The sequence below is a fragment of the Proteus mirabilis ATCC 29906 genome (assembly GCF_000160755.1).
GTDB classification, from domain to species: domain Bacteria; phylum Pseudomonadota; class Gammaproteobacteria; order Enterobacterales; family Enterobacteriaceae; genus Proteus; species Proteus mirabilis.
Map to the genome: position 1 here is coordinate 220,562 of NZ_GG668577.1, position 18,573 is coordinate 239,134.

The 18,573-nt window shown below is 36.7% G+C and carries 13 protein-coding genes; 4 read left to right on the forward strand and 9 right to left on the reverse strand.

The features are described from left to right. Positions 1-206: 206 nt before the first annotated feature. The gene (catA4, locus tag HMPREF0693_RS07500) at positions 207-860 is read right to left on the reverse strand and encodes a type A-4 chloramphenicol O-acetyltransferase (protein ID WP_004244601.1); all 654 of its coding nucleotides are present in this window, start codon (positions 858-860) and stop codon (positions 207-209) included. A gap of 405 nt (positions 861-1,265) precedes the next feature. Between catA4 and aphA the strand changes: the two genes are divergently transcribed. The 4 genes from aphA (at position 1,266) to HMPREF0693_RS07520 (ending at position 5,617) form a co-directional block, all read left to right on the forward strand. After that, positions 1,266-1,979, forward strand: a complete 714-nt coding sequence (gene aphA, locus HMPREF0693_RS07505) for an acid phosphatase AphA (protein ID WP_004247637.1) — start codon at positions 1,266-1,268, stop codon at positions 1,977-1,979. A 342-nt stretch (positions 1,980-2,321) separates the two neighbouring features. Next, the gene (gene ldtD / locus HMPREF0693_RS07510; protein WP_004244603.1) at positions 2,322-4,037 is read left to right on the forward strand and encodes a L,D-transpeptidase; all 1,716 of its coding nucleotides are present in this window, start codon (positions 2,322-2,324) and stop codon (positions 4,035-4,037) included. Positions 4,038-4,368: 331 nt separating this feature from the next. Next, entirely contained in the window at positions 4,369-4,917 is a 549-nt protein-coding gene (gene mepK / locus HMPREF0693_RS07515; protein WP_004244605.1) for a peptidoglycan L,D-endopeptidase MepK, read from the forward strand. 49 nt (positions 4,918-4,966) lie between these two features. Then, positions 4,967-5,617, forward strand: coding sequence for an MBL fold metallo-hydrolase (locus HMPREF0693_RS07520; RefSeq protein ID WP_036932274.1), 651 nt, complete (start codon positions 4,967-4,969; stop codon positions 5,615-5,617). A gap of 92 nt (positions 5,618-5,709) precedes the next feature. Here the strand turns inward: HMPREF0693_RS07520 and HMPREF0693_RS07525 are convergent, their stop codons facing one another. From HMPREF0693_RS07525 to tssH, 8 genes are all read right to left on the reverse strand, one after another. Continuing rightward, positions 5,710-6,183: an Hcp family type VI secretion system effector gene (locus HMPREF0693_RS07525; protein ID WP_004244607.1), complete on the reverse strand. Its 474-nt coding sequence runs from the start codon at positions 6,181-6,183 to the stop codon at positions 5,710-5,712. A 90-nt stretch (positions 6,184-6,273) separates the two neighbouring features. Further along, a complete protein-coding gene (locus HMPREF0693_RS07530) occupies positions 6,274-8,010 on the reverse strand; it encodes a type VI secretion system baseplate subunit TssF (RefSeq protein WP_004244608.1) in 1,737 nt (578 codons plus the stop codon). Continuing rightward, positions 8,003-9,346: a VasL domain-containing protein gene (locus HMPREF0693_RS07535; protein WP_223307218.1), complete on the reverse strand. Its 1,344-nt coding sequence runs from the start codon at positions 9,344-9,346 to the stop codon at positions 8,003-8,005. Before HMPREF0693_RS07535 ends, HMPREF0693_RS07530 begins: the two co-directional genes overlap by 8 nt. A 49-nt stretch (positions 9,347-9,395) precedes the next feature. Continuing rightward, the gene (gene tssM / locus HMPREF0693_RS07540) at positions 9,396-12,944 is read right to left on the reverse strand and encodes a type VI secretion system membrane subunit TssM (protein ID WP_004244610.1); all 3,549 of its coding nucleotides are present in this window, start codon (positions 12,942-12,944) and stop codon (positions 9,396-9,398) included. A gap of 2 nt (positions 12,945-12,946) precedes the next feature. Further along, positions 12,947-14,410: a type VI secretion system protein TssA gene (tssA, locus tag HMPREF0693_RS07545; protein ID WP_004244611.1), complete on the reverse strand. Its 1,464-nt coding sequence runs from the start codon at positions 14,408-14,410 to the stop codon at positions 12,947-12,949. A 5-nt stretch (positions 14,411-14,415) separates the two neighbouring features. Then, on the reverse strand, positions 14,416-15,066 hold the full coding sequence (vasI, locus tag HMPREF0693_RS07550) for a type VI secretion system-associated protein VasI (RefSeq protein ID WP_004244612.1): 651 nt from the start codon (positions 15,064-15,066) through the stop codon (positions 14,416-14,418). Position 15,067: 1 nt separating this feature from the next. Further along, entirely contained in the window at positions 15,068-15,856 is a 789-nt protein-coding gene (locus HMPREF0693_RS07555) for a helix-turn-helix domain-containing protein (protein WP_004244614.1), read from the reverse strand. Between the two features lie 3 nt (positions 15,857-15,859). Next, positions 15,860-18,571, reverse strand: a complete 2,712-nt coding sequence (tssH, locus tag HMPREF0693_RS07560; RefSeq protein WP_004244616.1) for a type VI secretion system ATPase TssH — start codon at positions 18,569-18,571, stop codon at positions 15,860-15,862. Positions 18,572-18,573 lie beyond the last annotated feature (2 nt).

An 18,573-nucleotide genomic window follows, 5' to 3' on the forward strand; every position in this document is an offset into this window, starting at 1 on the left:
ATGAGTGTTAATGGCATTTAGTATTTTTATCACCGTTATTAGTACAAATCAGTGTACAAATTTTATAGCGTGACCCCTCAATAAAAAGGGAAATACTAAATGCCTCTCATCAATTTATATCGATGTTAAAATAATCAATAAAAGTGGAAACAGAGGATAGCGACAGGTTTGAGTGGAACAAAAACATGTGCTTTAAGTCCCATTGATTATTTACATCCCTCATCGCAGTATTGCTGTATTTCATTGAGTAATCTGCCTACATGGAAGCCATCACATACGGCATGATGCACTTGAATTGCTAGTGGCATCAGAACTTTATCTCCTTGCGTATAATATTTACCTATTGTAAATACAGGGGCAAAGAAATTGTTTATATTCGCCACATTCAAGTTAAAACTGGTGAAACTTACCCAAGGATTTGCTGACACAAAAAACATATTTTCGATAAATTCTTTTGGAAAATAGGCTAGATCGTCACCGTATTGTGCTATATCTTCTGAATAAGTTTTCAAAAAATGATTGATATCTTTGTGGTAGTAACTCCATAAAGATGAAAATGTTTCGGTCTGTTCATGAAAGATAGTGTACCCAGGGTTAACACTATCCCATATCACCAATTCCCCGTCTTTCATTGCCATGCGGAATTCTGCATGTTTATTTACCAATAGGCTAATGATGTATATAAATGTCGGATAGAATTTGTACCCATTTTGCTTTACGGTTTTTAATAATGAAGTAATATCCAGTTGAACGGTCTGGCTAAAGGTGCATTGAGCAAAAGACTGAAATGCTTCAAAGTGTTCTTTTCGTCCCCATTGGGATAGATCAACAACAGTATATCCCACGCGCTTTGTGTCCATATTAGCTTTCCTATTTTCTAATCCAAATTTAAATTAATTGTATATTACTTATAAATTATTAAAACAATTTCGAACCTCTATCTGTAGATAAACCCATAACCTATGATAGGTAATAGGTTTTTCTTGGCTAATTTTAAAATGTTTATTTTTTACCAAAAAATGTTTCAAAAATAACAGAGTCATTGATGTGTTCATTTGGGAACGACTTAGATAATAACGGCGCTATCTGCTTTCGTAGATAGTGCTTTCTTTTTTCAAAGTGTTAGATAGATCAAAAAATGAAAGTAAACTAACAAAAGAGTACCAGCCTAAATAAAATAACGTGCGCTATATCTCATTTAAATGTAATTATGATGTTTATTATTATCACCTTCTGTGATTAATATAAAAATTAAAGGAAAGAGAATGCGTAAAGTCACACTTACTCTTAGTGCAATTGCGTTGGCGTTAAGTTTAAATGGCGCAGCAATGGCAAAAGTTCATATGCCAGAAGTTGTTAGCCCAGGGGTTACTGTTACTGAACTTGCACATCAGCAACCAATTAAATGGGTTTCTGTTGCAGAAATTGAAAAAAGCTTAGAAGGCCAAGCACCAATGGCGGTAGGTTTTGATATTGATGACACCGTTCTGTTCTCAAGCCCAGGCTTTTATCGTGGTAAACTGGAATATTCTCCAAACGATTTCAGTTATCTGAAAAACCCAGAATTCTGGGAAAAAATGAACAACGAATGGGATAAATTCAGTATGCCTAAACAAGTCGGTATCGATCTTGTTCAGATGCACTTAAAACGCGGTGATACTGTTTATTTCATTACCGGTCGTACACAGACTAAAACAGAGACTGTGACTAAATATGTTCAAGAAGGTTTAAATATTCCTGCAGACAAAATGCAACCTGTTATTTTTGCCGGTGACCAACCTGGCGCAAATAACAAAGTAAGCTGGATGCGCGATCACAAACTGAAAATTTACTACGGTGATGCAGATGCTGATATCGCAGCAGCTGATGAGCTAAATATCCGTGGGATCCGTATCTTACGTGCTGCTAACTCTTCTTACCAGCCGTTACCTAAAGCGGGACAATTTGGTGAAGAAGTGGTTATCAATTCAGAGTACTAATCTGTCTCTGTGCTGTTGACCTTTATTTGTTAGGCGTAGGAAACTACGCCTTTTTTATTTTGGGTTTCTTTATAAAACAAAATAGAACCATATGATAGATTAAATCTATATACTTTCTATTTGAATATTTATTGTGCACGGCATTGTGAGTATTTAGTATTTATACTCTTATTTAATATAAAAAGTGTATTAAACATCTTTTTATGATGATTTAAGTGCCTATTGTTGAAAAGATTTTATAAAACTTTACAAATATTAGTTTATTCCTATAAAACTCTTTGTCTAACTCATCTAATATTTTACGATAGCAAAATAATAACAAGGGATGAGGCACTGAGGACTATGGCGCAACAAGCAATTAAAAGAGCAATAACGTATTCGGTCGTAATAGGTACACTTCTCTCAGGGCATAATGTTATTGCCTCAGAAAGTGAAACACCACCGCTATTCACATCAGAAACACCTGCATTAGTACCCGCATTCACAGAAGATGTGGCAACACAAGATACATTAAATTCACCATCAGTGAGTAAGCAGGAAGTTAGCACTAAACTACAATCTTGGTTACCAAGCGAATATAAACCACTTTACTTTAAGCAACTCGTGGATGTTTATCAAAGCAATGATTTAGCACTGATTTGGCAAGATGAACAAATTACAAAACAACTAGAGCAGCAACTGGCAGAGGTTGCCTTAACTGGAATTCAACCACAATTTGGACGTTGGTTAACGCTATTAGAAACAGCACAATTAACGCCAGAAGCACGAGATATTATTTTATCTGACGCTTTTTTAGGTTATATCAGCTTTGTTGAACAGATTAATCAATCAGGAACAACACTGTTATATCGCGCTGCGATACAAGCATTACCGGCACCAACTGTGCAAGCTGTCGAGCATTTCCAACTCAATCTACAACAAAATACCTTAGGGCGCTTTGTCGTCTCCTTTGCACCCTCACACCCTTACTATCCATTAATGAAAGAGGAAGTGCGCAAACAGCTTCATCAAGAGGTTATTTGGCCCGTCATGGAAGGGAAAAATTCATTAAAGCCAAACCAATCGGCAGAAGAAGTTATTGCATTAAGACAAATATTGCGTAACTTAAATTTACTGCCTCAATTGGCTGAAAATGAGCAAGAAGTAGCAACAACGATTTATGATGAGCCTTTAATTGCTGCTGTAAAATCGTTTCAAGCGGCCCATGGATTAGAAACTGACGGTATTATTGGTAGACAGACGCGTAATTGGTTAAATATGACACCAATACAGCGTGCTGGAATTATGGCATTAAATATACAGCGGTTACGTTTAACCCCACCTATTGGTGACACTGGAATTTGGGTCAATATTCCTGATTACTCCCTCTATTTTTATGCTAATAATCAACTGATTTTAGATTCAAAAGTGATTGTTGGTCGACCAGATAGAAAAACCCCCATTATGAGTAGTGCGCTTAATAATGTTGTGGTTAATCCGCCTTGGAATGTACCTACGAGTATGACGCGTAAAGATATTGTTCCAAAAGGAAAGGCTGATCCTAGTTATTTTAGCCGTAAAGGTTATACGATTTATTCAGGGTGGGGGAATGACGCTTATCCAATCAATCCTTACGATATAGATTGGGAAAACATCTCTGCGGCTAATTTTCCATATCGCATTTGGCAAGCCCCTGGGCCAACTAACTCCCTAGGCCGATATAAATTTAATATGCCAAACTCTGAAGCGATTTATCTGCATGACACACCAAACCACAATTTATTTACTAAAAATATGCGAGCAATTAGTTCAGGTTGTATTCGTGTGAATAAAGCGGCGCAATTAGCGACGATATTATTAGGTGATGCAGGATGGAAACAAGATAGAATTGATGCAGCCTTAAAACGAGGTTCAACACAATATGCACCAATTCCTGAACGTATCCCTGTCTATTTATATTATCAAACAGCTTGGGTAGCAGAAGAAAATGCCCCTCAATATCGAGCAGATATTTATAATTATGACCAAAGCATTAATAATGCAACCTCTTTTTTAGAGAATATTAAGAAATATTTGTAATAGAATAGATGGCTAACAACAATAAAGAGTAAGCATTATGCTTGCTCTTTATTTTTTATAAAAATCAGTGAGATAAAATAATTTCATTCAGTTTTATTAATAAATTTTAAAAAATAGCTATTATTTTTAATCTATTTTTAGAAATAACATTAATATTAATAAAATGTTAATTGCTAACACGGCTATTATTAATAATAAAACATAAACTTTTATAAAATAATATCAATGATATGTTTACAAATCTATACAAACAATAAGCAACAATTCAAGAAAAATATTGTCATAATAAAGGTCTGTTCTTCCTTCTATCATTATTTTGAGTGTAGCTATCATGGATATTGTTGATTCACATCGTCGTAAGTGGTTAGGCCTTGGTATGGCTGCTGTTGGTTTAGGTTTACTTCCCTCACATGCATTTGCATCATTAGCAACTCCCCGACCGAAAATTCTTCGCTTTAATAATTTAAATACAGGTGAAACTATTAAAGCCGAGTTTTTTGATGGTAAACGTTATAATAAACAAGAGCTTGCTAGACTAAATCATCTTTTTAGAGATCACCGTCAAAATAAAGTTAAAACTATCGATCCAGCCTTATTTGATCAAATCTATCTGTTACAGGTGATGTTAAACAACAATAAAGCCGTTGAACTTATTTCGGGTTATCGTTCACTCGCGACTAATAACCATCTACGTCAACACACCAGCGGTGTTGCGAAAAAAAGCTATCATACCCGTGGTCAAGCAATGGATTTCCGTTTAGTAGGTACTGATTTATCTAAAGTACGCCAAGTAGCACTAAGAATGAAAGCGGGAGGAGTGGGTTATTATCCACGAAGTAATTTTGTTCATATCGATACAGGACCCGTGCGCTCATGGTAATCTATGTAATAAATAAATAGATATAGATTAAGAAAGCGCGGAGTAAGCTATGATGTATCACATTATACCTGTGACAAATTATATGCAAAATTGCACCCTTATCTGGTGTGATGATAGCAAAGAAGCGGCCATTGTTGATCCCGGTGGTGATGTCGAAACATTAATTGCAGAAATTGAACAACGTCAATTAAAGTTGACTAAAGTGCTATTAACTCATGGTCATTTTGATCACGTAGCAGGAACAGCTCAAATTGTTGAGCATTTTCATGTGCCTGTTTATGGGCCACATAAAGATGATAACTTCCTTATTGAAGATTTAGAACAACAGTGTCGTATGTTTAACTTCCCCAGTGGAAAATCTTTTACGCCTGATCAATGGTTAAATGAAGGGGATACTGTCACTATTGGTAAAACCATTAATTTGTCGGTTTTACATTGTCCGGGCCATACACCTGGCCATATTATTTTTGTTAATCACCAAAATAAACTTATCTCGATGGGAGATGTATTATTTCGTGAAAGTATTGGTCGTACTGATTTCCCTCGTGGTAATCATGCCGATCTGATTGCTTCTATCAAAAATAAAGTATTACCACTAGGTGATGATTATCTATTTATCCCCGGTCATGGCCCTATGTCTAATTTAGGTCATGAGCGTCAATATAATCCTTTCTTACAAGATGAAATGCCCATTTGGTAATTTAAAATAAAGCAAACTCTTTAAGCCCTTTATATTAAAGGGCTTTTTTATAGATAAAAAATTAAAAATGATATCGCTCATCGTCGGTAAAATTAAATATTTTTGCTGATACTATAACCTGATGTTCCTGCACAAATATGGTTCCAAGAGATACTTTCATATCGAATAGTAATATCTTCATAAGGCTGGGCATCTGCATGCGTCAGTGAATTAGGGTAATGTGCTGATATATTGGTAATGCTGGCTTTTGTTAGCTTAATGGTATAAAACTTTTCTTGATTGCCGTTTGAACTTGTTCTATAGAATTCTAGCTCGCACTCTAATAATTCATTATTTGTTATTGCAACCCCAAGTAAGGGTGAAGATTTATCTATAGGTTTTGAAATTACCACAGGGGAATGATTTAAATTTTGTGCTCGAGTTAAATCATAATCAAATGAATACACAAATATCTGATCTTCATGTCCGTGCTGATATTTATTGCCTATAGATCCTAAAGTAGAGCACCCTTTAGATATATCACCTTGAGATTTCCCTATTATCTTTAAATATATTGAATTAGCCATTATTTATAACTCCTTTTTGATATTTTTTCATATGATATTATCAACTTTATAAACACTTTTATTATGTGCCATAGTTAATACTGCTAATTATTAAATCATTGATTTATAGCCCCTTAGTGGTGAGGGAGATAAATACCAAGTGGTGTTTTTCTGATCATTGAGTGTAACTGACATTTCCAATAACATATTTTCAGATAAACAGAACGGGAAAAAATGGTAAAGATGTGTAGTAAAGACAAAAGCTTCACCTCTATTTTCATATTGTGTTTCGTCAATGAATAGCGATAAAGATAAACAACGATAGGGTTTACCTTTTAAAATATAGTCATATAAATGTGTTTTTAGTTCAACGAGTCCATTTAATAATCGCTCACATTTTCGAGTGATCTGCCTATCAGTATCTCGGTAAAGAATATAATCAGAAATCATATGTTTAATAGTATCTAATGACATTAACATTGAACCATTAGCACTGTAATGAGATAACAATTTCCAAAAATGGTGATTATTTACAATAGGTGGATAACAAGATGATAATAATGTGATATTTCCCGTTTTTACTGCATCAGGCATTTTTTCGCTGTGTTTATTTAATAGACCTAACTCATTTCTTTTATATTGTTCAAAGCCAATATAAACACATGCAAAATGTAAACTAGGCGGTGTGACCATAGGATCACCTTTATTATCAAAGAAATTCAAATAATAAAGTGTATGCCCAGTAATATTTTTCTCCATTGTTAATGAATAGAAAATGGCTTTATGAAATTGGGGCATTAAACGAGAGGCGGCGGTTAATTCTGTCGTAGGATAAAAATGACAGTATATGCCACGCGCTAGCTCATGAGGCTCTAGTGATAACTCAATTTTATCAAGATCGGCCAAATAGTGATGGGTTGGAATAGGGAGTAAATAACTTGATTTATTCTTTTTAAAATCAATTAAAAGTGTATGTTTTGCTTCACTATCAATCGCTGGAGCACAGTTTAAAAAAAAGCTCTGATTACACTCTTCTTGAGTTAAAGGAAGTTGCTGACTGAAATAGATATTCACAACAAACCGCTGCTGTTGTTTCCAATCTAATTGAGTCACTATTTGTGGTATATCTAACTCAATAAAATGGTGAACATGGGGTAAATAAAGACCTTCTAATAAACGTTGTGGCGCAGAAAATGAGTTATTTTTCTGTGGGAAGATTTTATAGTCATTGCCAATTTTGGGTTCAAAAGCATAATTAAGAGGATCGCCTTCATAACGTTCACCGTTATGTACCACCTCAATTTTTTCAAAATATTGACTAAATGCGAGTAATAAAATGTCTGAGGTGGTTTTATTTTCCCCTAAAAAAACATTAAGTGCATTTGTTTGAGTTAATTCCACATCACCACGATATAATATTTCAAGAGAGATACAAGAGTGGTTTGGATGCTGAGTAATTTTTCTATCCAAAATGCTATAAGGCATGATGGTGAAATTATGGCAGAAACTAAATTGTGCCCCGTTGTCGCCAATCACCAAATGTTTTTCATTAATCTCCATGGGATAGGGGAGAATTTCACTTTGGTCAATTTGGATAATTGTTGTTGATGGTAGGCCTTTAATGGCTTGGGAATTTAGTCGTTGCAGTAGGGGTAATGTGATCTCAGGAAAAGCATCATCAATTTTATCTTGTAAACGAGCAGATAAAAAAGCAAAGCCTTCTAAGAGATAACTTGTTTGTGGATCTTGAGGATCAAGTACGCTCGCTAAATGTGGCGCTTTATCTGCATACTCACTGAACAGTTTTTGTAAGTACTGCTTTTCTTTAATATATTTAATTTCACTCATGATCTAATCCAAAAGATGAATATGAGCCGGGTTTTAAACCTTGTTGTTCAGCTTGTTTTTGTAAATCATAATAACGAGCTAATAACCCATTAATTTTATTATCAATATTATTGAGAGTTGCAGGAGAAATAGGTTGCCCTGTTTCAATTTGTACAGCGAGTTGTCGCAGTTTTTCTTCGATTGGCTCAACTTTATTGTGCTGTTTTTGAATATCATAAATTGCCGTTTTTAGATAAGAGAGTGTAAAACTGCCTCTATTTCGTTCTTGCTGAACTATTTTATTAGAAAGTTGTTGTAATAATGTCGCGGTTTCAGACCAGCTATCATTAATTGGCATATTCTCTAAGCGCGTTTGATAAAGATTTTGCCAATTACGTGTAAAATAAATTTGCTCTGCATCTGTAGGCCAAGCGTTTTTGGCTTTTTCTTGCATCGTATCAATTAGCCGTAAATTAGAAAGAGGAGAACGTTTTTCTAATAATGCTAAATGATATTCGTAGCTATTTAACTGTGGTTTAAACAACCATTTGGCAGCCGCACCTTCAGGTATTGAAGTAATCGCATTCATCTCTTGTTTTAAATAGAGATGTACACCAAATCCAACGGCTAAAAACAGTATGCAACTGAGCACACAGCCCCATATAAAACCTCGGGTCGCACTCATTTTTTTTGCTACTACAGTGAAAGAAGAGGCGGGTTGAGGCGTTTCAATCACAAAAGTGGGGGCTGCTTTGTCCGTTGTTTTCGACGGTTGTTGAATACAGACTAATGGCGGTACGCTAACGGGTTCGGCACTATCTTGTTGCGTCTGTTTTTCTTGCTTTTCAATTTGTTTGGCTAAGTTTTGGAAAAACCACAGTAAGTTTTCAATTTTAGGCAGTTTTTCCCAAGTTGTTTTAGCCAGTTTATCGATTATTAACTGTAACGCGCGCTCTGAACGATAGATTAATCGTAGATCTTTTGCTTGATAGGATTGTTGTCTTAATAAAGCGCTGGCTTTGGTATTAAACCAGTTTAATACCTCTGTACGTTGATTTGGCTTTTCCGGCCACAGGCTATCCCAATAAGTCACAATAACATTTGCTAATAACTCACATCCTTCAGTAAAACCGCTTAAACCATGCTGTTGTAATCTTGCAATGGTATAGTAAGCACCGCTTTGTAGGTCGATACCATGATTTTTAAATAGGGATAAGCAAAGTGACTCAATAAGTGTCCAACTTATTTCTGGTCGAGCAGGGTGGCTCAATTTATTAAATTCGGTTTTCAGGGCAATAAATTCAGGGGTATCAAGTGGAGATCCCCCAATTTTAATCACTAAACTTTCTGATTTCATCGCACTCAACATCCTTTTATTCCCCCACTATAAAGTGGGGGAAATCACATTAATAAAGCGTTTCAGGTAAACGGAATTTTGTGAATAATCCACCGAAGAAAGGATTATTAGATTCATCAACTATAACTCGATAAGTCATATCACCACCGTCGATTGTGAAGCGAATATCGAATGAGTTAGATTTGATATTGATGAGTTTTGCATTATCAACTAATCGCATTTGTGCCCATGGCCCAGAGAAACTGATTGAACGTGGCGATTTATCACCGGAAAGAGGCACTAAAGTCAGTTTACTTTCAATATTGGAACGCATTGAGTTTGGCCATACCAAGTGTGTCACATGGCTGCGACTATGAGCGTAATCAATCAATTGTCCATCAAGATTTAAGATGCTACGACGCTTATTACCACTTAATGACAGTGGCTCAATAGCATATTGTGCTTCTAAATTACCTTGGGCATTAAAGAAGGTTTCTCTAATACGATTGGCTATTTCAATTTGTGCTAATACATCAGCGCGGATCAATGATTGGCTATCACTATCGTTGACTAAGTTATTCTCAACGAATAAACGCAGATTTTGTTGATAGAAGCTATCTAATGTTCCATTTGGTTTGAAGAAACGTTCAAATTCACTTAAAGGAACATCTTGTTTAGCTGCTGGGTTAAATGGATAGCGACCGGCAATATAAGTATTGTATTGTTTGACAACATTTTCATTCCATTCAACTTCCATATAACGAATAGCTTCTTTTTGGACCACATTCCATGCTTGTACGGATAACTCATCGACCCAGCGGTTAAGCGGCTCTGGTAATGTTTTCGCCATTTGTGATAGCTCAAAAATAGCATCGCGATTATTATCGTTTAAGCGCATCGAAACTGCTTTAAGCGCCGCTTTCCCCGGCACTGGAGAGTTTTGGATCCCCAATAGGTAACGATGTAAGTCATTTAGTTTTTGATTCAGATTCTGTAAATTTTCCCCTTGGTTACTGACTAATATCTCAGTTTGAGGAGTAAATTCGCGATCTAAGCGGGTTAATAAACGGTAAGATGGCTCAGCCATCAGTGTTTTTTGTTCATCAAGTGGTAAATTTTCATCAATAGTTGGAATAACCGTGTTATCACGTAGAACTTGTAACGCTCGGCGTAATGGTTGTTCACCACTAATAATTTGCTCAAGAGCGGTAATTTCATCTTGTATTGAATCAAATTGACGAATTTCTAAATTGCTCATGGCATTACGCCATTGAGCCGTATAGTCACTAAGATATTGTTCACTGATTTGACGCTGAATTTCTTTACGATCACTTTCACTATATTGTGTGTTGGTGGTTAGATTAAGAACCCAAGCATCAAGTAATGTTAGCTCGACCAATTTATCATTTTGGCGGATAAAATAGTTTAATAACCCTGAGCGCGTTAAGAATTGTGGAATTTCTAATTTATCATCATCAATAGCCGTAAAGACCGTATTAAAACTTGGGCCAATTTGATGTTGTAAATTTAAAGGCGCTGAAAGCTCTTGATTAGCCTTTAAGCGTAAGGCTTGATATACACGCTGATAAAGTGACAATACACTTAACTCTGCTTGTGCATTTTTTATAGGTCCAGCAAAAGGCATAAAGGCTTTAGTGGCTGAAACAAATCCTTTTTCACGCTCTTGTTTCCAATCTGTGTGCTCAAGGGCATAGCGCAAATGGGCTTTTAGTTGCAGTTGTTTTTCACGTTGACCAGTGAACAGTTGGCTCCAATAATCAGCCATAAAATCTTCTACCATGCCATTATTACGGCCACTTTTATCTTCTAACATGCGCATAATACGCAATATCTCTAACTTATCTTCACTTCCTTTATCGGCACTGTTAAGTTCATTTAACAACCCAGACATAACCGCAGGTAAAAAGCGATCGGTGAGTAGTTGTAAATAGACTTGTTCAACTTGTGGGCCAACTTTTTGACCTTGGTAAAGACCCATATCAGAAAAGAGCACATTTTTATCACGATGATTACCATAAGCTAAGGTTGCTTCACGTAATGGATTGAGCACCGGTAATTGTAGGCTACCATCAGTATCTTTTTGAGCATTGTTCTCAATAGCACGGAATGCTTTTACCTCATTAAGAACGTTTTCTCCAGCACGATAGTTTTTGTCGTAATAGTGGCTCCAACCATTCCAAATTGCGATTAAGCCGACAAAGCTAACAGCAGTGGTGACTAATAGGCGAGTCCGATGTTTTTTAACCCAATAATGGTTTTCTGCTGCAATATTAGGCTCACTAAATAGCACTTGACTAAATAATTGGGTAGTAAAATAAGGGTGGCTATCATTAATTGGCCATGTAGTAAGAGGTGCTGTCGGTAAATGATATTGTTCGGACGCTGTTTGGCTAAACACATCATCGATTTGACCGATTTGCAATGCAGAAGTTAAATAAACCCCTCTTAAACAGATATTATGTTGCTCATTATTGATGAGCAATGCATCAATTAATGTGCATACAGAATGTTGTAACCCTTCAATTTGGCGCACGAAACTAAATAGATCACTACGCTGGTTACCTTCTGCTCTTTGTAGCATCATTTCTGGTAATGCGCTGTTCATTTGGCCTACCCATTGTGACCAAAAATGATTTAATTCCTTTTTCCAATTACTTTTTGCTTTTTGGTTGAAAGAAACACCTAATACTTCATTACGTTGTTGAACATCTAATGATTGATACATTGAGTCAAAACCACGTAATAGATCTAGCTTGGTTAAGACGATATATAAAGGCAAGCGACTATTAAATGTCATGCGTATTTCTTCAATACGCATTTGTAAATCAGCAAGTAGCTGACTATTTTGCTCCTTACTATTGGTTAATAACGATAGGGTATCGACAGTTAAGACGATGCCATTCATTGGTTGTCTTGGGCGATTAGTTTTGATCCAATTGAGTAAATCGCCCCACAAACGGTGATAAAGTTGAGGTTTATCAGCCTGATTTGCCGGTTGGGTTAATAGATCACCATTAGGGACAAAAAGTACAGCATTGTCGGTTAATAGACATTGAATATTTAATGCAATATTTTGTTCGTTAACAATATTGTCGCTAGGCGCAATATCTAATGGGTTTACCGTATTTTTTAATAAGCTATGCTTTCCACTTTGGTTAGCTCCTAAAACAAAATACCAAGGGCGTAAATAAACCGCTTTAGTATGACCATTTAAGTGACGAATAAATTGTGATTTCCAATAGTTTAAATAACGTTTTTGAAAATCAAGATCTTGTCTTACCGGATCAACTACAGCCAATTCGACATCAAGTTTTAATGCTTCCAATTTTTTAACTCGACGCCATGTTGCTAGACCAATCCAACTCACAACAAGCAATACAATAACGACGGTTGCTAACCAACGTGTGGTGACCTCGCTAAACGGTATGGAATCTTGATAACGAAATGTTGGCCCCCACCACCAGATCCAAATAATGAGCAAAGCGGGAAGTAATGCCAATAAAAATAGCAAAAAGGAGGCAATTTTAGATTTATCAGCAAAAAAGAGTTTTTTTACCGAACTCGTAATGTTTGAAATGGAGAAAACCGGTAATTTCATTATTATTGATCCCTATCCATAGTCATTGTTATTTCTGTCTTTTTGTCTATTTTTTGCATGAGTTGTCGTATTAAGTTGGGTTCCCAATCTGCAAGTGAATAATGTGAGGCAGAGGTATTAAGTTGTTGGTATAACTGTGTAGCCATATAATCCATACCTGACAATTCAAATAGTTGTGCAGACAATAATTGTCCATAAAATCTATCTCTAGGCTCTGATCTGCTAGCAAGGTTTAATTCAATAAGCTTCAGGGCTGCTTCAAGACCTTGTTGTTCATAACATTGCAAGACTTCTTGCTCTAGGATCGCAGTATTTGTATTCGATGGTGGCAATTGACCGTTTTCAGTTTGGTTATATTGCTCTAACCACTGTTGTACACTTTCAGGAAAGAAGGGTGTCATATCCGAAAAGTGCAAGTTAACAAGTTCAGGAAGACGCGCTAAAAAAATACGTAACTCTTCAATAATGCCACTTTCTACTTCCCCATAACCTAATTTAGCTGCTACTTGTGCAGCTAACATATGGCCTTCTAACCAGTAAGGAGAGAGTGAGAGACTCTGTTCAATATTGTTTAATAGCGTAATGGACGCTTGAGTCAGTTGAGCTTTGTAATCCATTACACGGTCAATTGATACGGGGGCTAAAGGCGTTTTACCTTGAGCATTAGCTTGAGGTAAGACCGTAATAGCGTGCCAAATTGCATAACGCCGTATACGATATCCTACTGAACTTTCAGGGGCTTGTTGGCAGATAACATCAGCTACTTGAAGTAATGTTTGTTTCCATTGTCTTTCATCTTGATGGTTAACGTTAATAGTTGGTGTTAAGCTATTTTTTGTCGGTGTTTCTATAGACTCGCTAACCGGCGGAGTCTGTACTTTTTCTTCTTTCTCGGCAGGTGAAGCAACAATAATCGGCGCATCGTTATTTTCAATACGATTATAATCTCTGCTTAAATCATCAATTTGTTCTGCAAGTGCCGGGCTTTGTTCATGCCAAAATTGCGCTAGAAAGGCGAACGAGCCTAGAATATCATCACGCATCGCACTGTTGGCTGCATGACAAAAACTCTCACTCGCTGTTTCAAAACGTTTCAAAACTTGATTGGCTAAACGTGATTTCAATTTCATATTGGTTGGGTAGCAACTTTGCCAATATTGACGATTAAAATCAGTTAGGATCTGTGCTGCTAATACTAATTCTTTTGGCTCTCCAGCATGCTGTAAAGTACGTAATAAATGGACTAAGATCCGAAAATCTTTAGTCTGCGTTTCAAATAGGTGTAAACAGCGACGCTGGATCTCTTTAATATCTAATTGACCATGACTGAGTGAGCCGAACTTTATCATTTCACTGTCAATATATTCCCAATCGGCATCATTATCATTGACAGCACTACTGACTTGCTGTTCATCAAGCGCTGTCAGTAGCTGTTGTTTCCATGCATAAGAAGTATTGTTCATCATGATTTCTACCAGTGGCAAGCCGCTCTTAAAGGGATTATTTGTTGTGAAATACCTGAAATATTGAAGGTGAGTTTTTCGTTATTAGATAATTTCAACGTCAATCTTTCAGCATTTAACAAGCGTTTAATTTCATCTATGCCCGGTATACCGCGGCTTGATTCCAATACATAACCGTTTTCACGTAAAAACCATTCTGCAGTAAATTGTGTTTTATCCGTTGAAACCATCACACTGCCAGCATCTTGTTTTGTTGGCAGGATAATTTGCATCCGAGTAATGTTATCAATACAGCTCAGCATTAAGATGGGGCGAGGCGGTTGAAAGCCAATCGCTGGAATGGTCATTAATACGGGATAATCACCGGTTTCTGGTACTGAGACGAGAAAACCTGCACTGTTTCCCGTCCGTTTCATTTCATGCTCTGTTGCTTGGCGCCATGTTTTACCCATTTGAGTAACATCAGGCAGTGCATTGGAGGAAGATGTTGAAGAAAGCGCAATTTTGTCATAACAATCTAAACGAATTAGCTGAGATGATTCCAAACGGCATTGAGTTAATTCCTCAATCATTTTCTGATTAAGATTATTTTCGGCCTTTCCCGGTGAAGTGAAGAGTAAAGGGAGTAATGTGCAGAAAAAGATTTTCAATACGTTCATTTTATACTCCGTATTTCTTCAATTTATATATTAACGCTCGTTTAGAAATACTAAGCTGTTCTGCCATGGCGTTAATATCTCCTTTCAATTCTTGCTGTTTATCTAATAAAATTTCTTTTTCATAATTTTCTATAGCAACTTCTAAATCATTAACTCCTTTGATTTGTATGGTAGGAAGTGCAATAGTCGCTACAGATGCGGTTAATTTATCTAACGTTTCATTAAGCGTGGTTTCTTTTTCCCTTTGTAATTGATTGATATATTGCAAGTAAGAGATTTTTTGTTGCATATTTGATAATTCAAAAAGATGCTTTAATTGATGATTAAATAGTTCACAATAAATAGGGAAAATACCTTGCTCGATATTTTCTAGCTCTTCAGCTTGCCCTAAAAGAATAATCGTGCCACATGCTTTATGGTTAACATCATAGATAGGCAAACTATACAATCCTGTGTTCACCGGAAGCTGTGAAATAAAACCGCGCATAGCAGCATTATTAATATAACTACCTTGTTGTAAGTTTTGCCAAAATACAGGTTCACCCTTAAATAGCAGTTGAATTAAAGGGTGATCTGCATCGGTAATATCGGTATCTAAAAAATGGCTTTGCACTTGAAGTGTTAAGTCGATATTCCAACTTTCCAATTTATTTTCAGCTTTATTCATTAACGAAATAATTAACCCACTCAGTGAGCTACGAAAAAAGCTATATTTTAGAAATTGAACAGCTAGCGTCTCTACATCATGACATTCTAGTAGTGCAAGCGCATTTTTTAGTCTCGCTTTCATTGCTTAATTAACCTCCGCAATAAACTCATCATTTTCAGTCGCTAAGCGGATATGAGAGATAGCTTCATTACGTGCACTATATTGTAGAAGTAATAAAGAAAGAGGCGGCAATAACGCACCATCAATAATAGATTCCAAAATACGCGCACCATTTTCAGCACGAGAAGCTCTGCGTAAAATTTCCGTAGCAACACTCTCTTCTACATTGATTTCTGCGTTGAAACGCTGTTTTAACAGGTTAATAAGACGGGCTAATTTGCCATCAACAATTTGTCGTAAAACCTCTGCAGGCAACGGTAAATAAGGGATCACTTCCATTCGAGCAAGTAATGCCGGTTTAAAGAAAGTTGTTAATTCAGGGTAGAGTGCATCTTCTAGTTCGTCCGGTTTATCCGCGTAAGCAGTAATGACATGGTCACCTAAATTAGAGGTGAGGAAAAATGCGATATTTTTACAATCAATGACTCGTCCTTCTCCATCGGCTATCTCTCCTTTATCAAAAGCTTGATAAAATAGATTTAGCACATCAGGATGCGCTTTCTCTACTTCGTCGAGTAAAACAACTGAGTAAGGTCTTTTACGAATAGCTTCTGTTAAGATCCCTCCTTCACCATATCCCACATAACCGGGAGGTGAACCGATAAGGCGAGAAACAGTATGTTTTTCTTGAAACTCAGACATATTAATAGTCGTGAGATATTGTGTGCCACCGAACATTAATTGGGCAATTTGGATAACCGTTTCTGTTTTACCCACGCCACTAGGACCTGCTAATAAGAACGCCCCCAGCGGTCGACCCGGTCGACGTAAATCAGCCCGCGCTGTAAGTAAATGTTTGTGTAAACATTGAATGGCTAATGATTGGCCTTTGATACTCTCTTCCAAGTAGGTAGGCAACTCAGTGACAATTGATAATGCATCTTGTGATAATCGATTTAATGGTACTCCGGTCCATTCAGCAATTACCGCCGCAATTTGTTTTTTATCGACGTGAGGCGAAACCAGTAAATGCGTGTCGTGTAACTGAGCAAGTTGTTTATCTAATTGTTGTAACTGTTGCTTTAATTCTTCAGATGAGCAGGGGGGCTGTGTTGCTATTTTTTCATCATTATCTTCAGCATCTTCTGCTTCACTATAAGTTCTTATATCACTTACCACTTCATTATTTGCAACATCATTTGCGACATCGTCATTAGTCGCTTCGGTAGCATTATTAAGTAATGTTGCTCGTAAGGTAATAATTTGAGATACAAGCTCTTTTTGTTGCTCCCATGCTTGCTGTAAATCAGTTGCTTGTTGCTCAATAGCACTTGCTTGTGAGGCTAACGTTTCAAGACGCTCAGAATGATCATCTAAACCTAAATAGTGTTCTCTTTGTAATACATCCATTTCCATATTGATTTGGTGGAGTTCTGTTTTCAAAGAGGATAATGCCTTTGGTGGCGAAGATAGATTAATCGTGGCTCTTGCACAGGCTGTATCTAATACATCAATGGCTTTGTCTGGTAATTGACGTCCAGAGATATAACGTTCACTTAATTCAGCACTGGCTCGTAGTGCTTCATCATCAATAAAGACATGGTGGGATTTTTCATAGATACTACGTAAGCCACGCATAATGATAATGGCTTCTGCAGATGATGGCTCTTTGACTTGCACTAATTGGAAACGGCGCGCTAACGCGGCATCTTTTTCAAAATATTTTTTGTATTCGCTCCAAGTCGTTGCTGCGATAGTTCGTAGTTCTCCACGCGCCAAAGCCGGTTTTAATAAATTAGAAACATCTAAGCCACCTTGCTGGTTACCTGCACCAATGAGGGTGTGTGCTTCATCAATAAATAGAATGATAGGGTGAGGAGATTGAGTGACTTCTTGCATAATGCCTTTAAAGCGTTTTTCAAATTCGCCTTTGACTGCAGCACCTGCTTGTAATGCGCCTAAATCAAGAGTAAGAAGTTCACAACCTCTTAATTTATCAGGAATATCTCCGGCAATAATACGTAGTGCTAGTCCTTCAATTAACGCACTTTTACCCACTCCAGGCTCTCCGACTACCACAGGATTGTTTTTACGGCGACGGCACAGAATATCAATCATTAAGTCGATTTCATTATCGCGACATAAGACCGGATCTAACTCACCATTTCGCGCTTGTTCAGTCATGTTATGAGTAAATTTCGCTAACAATGAATCAGCAGCAAGGTTACCTTTTTCTGATACTGTTTTTTCGTCAAAAGGCGATTCAGCAGAGCCTTCAGTCCATTGATCAAAATTGAGTTTTAATTGGTCGCGGTTAATCTGCGCAAGCATATCGGCAACAGGTTTCGCAAGATAACGCAAAGGCATTTGTAGTAAAGTTAAAAACAATGCACCAGAGCGAAGTTCACTGTGATTTAGTTCAGTTGACGCTAATAGCCAGCTATCTTTCATCCATTCAACTAATAAGGGTGAAAAACTAGGATAACTTTGTGTAATAACTTGATGTGGCGGAATGTCGATATCTAATAACTCTGATAACGCATTAATATCTAATGCGCTTTTTTGACTGATCATACGAATGTCAGTTAATGGCATTTCTATCAGTTTTTGTAGAAACTGAGCAATCGTAATTTCAGGTTGCTGGTGGCTTACACAGTAAGCGGCTGCACTTTCTAAGGCATGCTTAGCTATTGGGTGTAATCGATTAACGAGAGTAGAGAGATCAATTTGGATCATAA